Below are 3,109 nucleotides of genomic sequence, written 5' to 3' on the forward strand. Positions count from 1 at the left end.
ATCATGACTGAAAACCCCTTTGATTGATTTTGTAGATGAGTTATTCTACTCTAGCATTTAAAAAATACCACTACCACCTTTTCAAAACCCGAGCCTGGCCGCAGTTCCTGATGCTGAAAAAGTCGATCCGCAGGCGGCTGTCCACCGCCAGGCAGAAAAGTCTGCGAGGCCATGTCCCCGGAAGATGGATACGCGCGTTTGCCTCTGGGTCCTACCTGGTCCCAAGCCCTTTCAGCGCCGCCAGAATAGCGGCAGGCTCCATACGCTTACGGTAGTCCACATCGGCGAAGGCGGCCCGCACCACACCGTCCCGATCGATCACGAAGGTGGCCGGCACGGGCAGCACATAGCGGCCCGCGCCGTTGTAGTCGGCGAGATCCAGGGAGAAGCGCCGCTGGTACAGGTCGCTCAGTTCCGAGGGCACCTCGAAATAGAGCCGGTATTGCTTCATCACTTGGTCGTCGAGGTCGCTCAGGATCTCGAACGGATAGCCGTCCTTTGCGACCTGCTCACGGGACTTGTCCGGCAGCTGCGGGGTCACCGCCACCAACCGTGCCCCCTGCTGTTCGATGTGCGGCAATGTCTGGTGCAGGGCGTGCAGCTGGAGGTTGCAATAGGGGCACCAGGCGCCGCGGTAGAAGGTGAGGACGACCGCTCCCTGCCCCAGGAGGTCGGCCAGGCGTACCTGCCGACCGAAGGCGTTAGGCAGGCTGAAGTCCGGGGCCTTGTCCCCGACCTTGAGGCCAGGCTCCGGCATCCGGACGGCCAGCTCCTGGGCGGCATCTTCCATGATCCGGCGGTCCTCAGCGCCCAAAGGTGGAGCATCGGACTTGGCATGCTCGGCGTTGAAGGCCTCGAGGGCCTCCTGGTAGCTTGGCACGGGCTCGGACGTGCCGCTGAGCGCCGCGACGGGGAAGAGTACGGACAAAACCAAGACGGCCAGAACAAATCGATTGTGGTACATGGTTCCTTTCCTCTTATCACTTGATCGGCGACAGCAGCTTCGGATCCGTTACCAGAGTACGTGAACCCGCCCCAAAGAAAACATCTCGAACATCGTGGAACCCTTTAATTTTCGCATGGGATTAGTCGCCCCATGGAACCTCCGTTAACGGTAGGCGAAGGCGAACTCGATTACTGACTACCTGCGGGAGCGAACGGCAAACCCGGCGTGCCGACCAGGGTTCAGGACAGCTGACCAGTGGCCTCATCTCTATGTCCGTCTGCGAGTTTGGCATAATGCTCGGCCACATAGTCCAGATACTCGATCTCCGGATCCTTCAAAGCCCGAATGCGCTTGACCGGCGTCCCCACCCAGAGGTAGCCGCCCTCGAGCTCCTTGCCCGGTGGCACCAGTGAGCCGGCACCCACCATGGTGCGGGGTTCGAGCACCGCTCGGTCCAGCACCCGCGCGCCGATCCCGATCAGACAATGGTCTCTGATCTCACAGCCGTGCAGTACGGCCTGATGACCCACGGTTACCTGGTCGTGGATGATGACAGGCGCGCCCCCGGGCAGGAAGCGGCTGTCGTGAGAGACATGCAGGATGGTGCCATCCTGAATATTGGTAGCGGTCCCGATCTCGATGCGATGGACGTCGCCGCGGATAACACACAAGGGCCAGATCGACGAGCGCGGGCCGACCTTCACATCGCCGATGACGATAGCAGAGGCATCGATCCAGGCATCAGCGGCGATTTGGGGATGTTTTCCTCGAAAGAAACGGACATTGGACATGGGTACTCCTCGGGGTAAGGCATCAGGACCCATAATGCTATCACCAATCGGGGTTGCCCCAGGGCAAGTGCGTATAAATCAGTACCAGCTACCAGTCGCCGGCTGCCAGCCACTGGAAGCCGGTGACTGTTAGCTGGCAGCCGGCAAATTTGCTTCCCGACGCTGGTCCGGTCGCGTTTCCGGCTTTATAGTTGACGCTTCGCAGATAGCGTGGAGCCTCGACCCAAGGTACGGCCCTTCATCGACGAGGCAAAATCACCGGGGTCCCGGAGCGTGGGAACGAGAGACGACCTACTAGAGCATCGACAGACCAATGCAGCTGATAACAAACCTGGCGATGGCCCGATGGCTGTGGCTCTCCGTGCTGGTCGTGGTGCTCGACCAGGCGACCAAGTGGTTGGCCGCGGCTATGCTGGATCCCTATCGCCCCTTGCCCCTGGTACCGCTGCTCAACCTGACCTTGATGTATAATGAGGGGGCCGCCTTCAGCTTCTTGGCCGGCGCCGGGGGTTGGCAACGCTGGTTCTTCGCCTGCTTCGCCATCCTGATGTCGGTAGTGCTAGTTATTTGGCTGCTGCGGCTCGGGCCGCGGGAACGCCTCATGGCCGCCGCCCTCTCTCTGATCGTCGGTGGGGCAGTGGGAAACCTGATCGACCGCGTGCTCACGGGCCGCGTAGTGGATTTCATCGACCTCTATGTGGGCGACTGGCACTGGCCGGCGTTCAATGTAGCCGACAGCGCCATCACCCTGGGTGTGGTCCTATTACTCCTCGGCAATCTTCGCGAAGGGAAGGCACGATGAGTGCAGGTTGGGCATTTGATTCCCTCTCCCCGACCCCTCCCCCGGCGAGGGGCTTTTTATGTTTCCGGGTTGGCTCTTTATGGATTCCGGACTGCTGACGATTATGGAAGGGCACGACCGGATGTTTTGGAGTGCGGCGGCAACCTGACCCCGATAGCGACCGGAATCCGCGGGACCCGACCCAGCCGCGGGACGGGCCGAGCGTACCGACCCGCCGCCGCTTTGGATTCGGTAACGTAAAGGCACGGCGGCCAGGGGAAAGCGCCGTCGCCGCGGCGCGTGCGCAACCCGGCGTCCAGGTTCCCGGTAAACACCACGGGTATCCCCGATTGCTGAGGTTCGATTCGACCGCGCCGCTTTGCCGGCGCACTCCAAAACAGTCTGGAATCCATAAAGAGCCTGACTTTATCCACGGATTGCGCGGATTTTCACCAAGGAAAATGTCGCAACCTGTAGGCGGTCCGCACAGCGGACCCTACCCTAACTTGATTTTGAACCAGTAGAGTAGAGAGCAGGTTCCCGTGTCCTTAGATGTGGCCTATCCGTTGCCGCCCCTTTCGTCTGGCGGTG

3 protein-coding genes are annotated in these 3,109 nt (G+C 60.8%); 1 reads left to right on the forward strand and 2 read right to left on the reverse strand.

Annotated features, from left to right (window positions below; translation table 11 throughout):
• Window positions 1–211: 211 nt before the first annotated feature.
• Complete coding sequence (locus BQ17_RS05000; RefSeq protein ID WP_089724827.1) at window positions 212–964, reverse strand: peroxiredoxin-like family protein; 753 nt, start codon at window positions 962–964, stop codon at window positions 212–214.
• Window positions 965–1,185: 221 nt separating this feature from the next.
• Window positions 1,186–1,737: a gamma carbonic anhydrase family protein gene (locus tag BQ17_RS05005; protein WP_089724829.1), complete on the reverse strand. Its 552-nt coding sequence runs from the start codon at window positions 1,735–1,737 to the stop codon at window positions 1,186–1,188.
• A 337-nt stretch (window positions 1,738–2,074) separates the two neighbouring features.
• On the opposite strand from BQ17_RS05005, the gene lspA reads away from it, so the two are divergent.
• Window positions 2,075–2,539, forward strand: a complete 465-nt coding sequence (gene lspA, locus BQ17_RS05010; RefSeq protein ID WP_089724830.1) for a signal peptidase II — start codon at window positions 2,075–2,077, stop codon at window positions 2,537–2,539.
• Window positions 2,540–3,109: the final 570 nt, after the last annotated feature.

The sequence above is a fragment of the Candidatus Thiosymbion oneisti genome (assembly GCF_900092655.1).
Lineage (GTDB): Bacteria > Pseudomonadota > Gammaproteobacteria > Chromatiales > Chromatiaceae > Thiosymbion > Thiosymbion oneisti.

Bases quoted from the DNA above. Each gene is read 5' to 3' on its own strand.
- BQ17_RS05000 (WP_089724827.1), bottom strand. From the start codon at position 964: ATGTACCACAATCGATTTGTTCTGGCCGTCTTGGTTTTGTCCGTACTC.
- BQ17_RS05005 (WP_089724829.1), bottom strand. From the start codon at position 1,737: ATGTCCAATGTCCGTTTCTTTCGAGGAAAACATCCCCAAATCGCCGCT.
- lspA (WP_089724830.1), top strand. From the start codon at position 2,075: ATGGCCCGATGGCTGTGGCTCTCCGTGCTGGTCGTGGTGCTCGACCAG.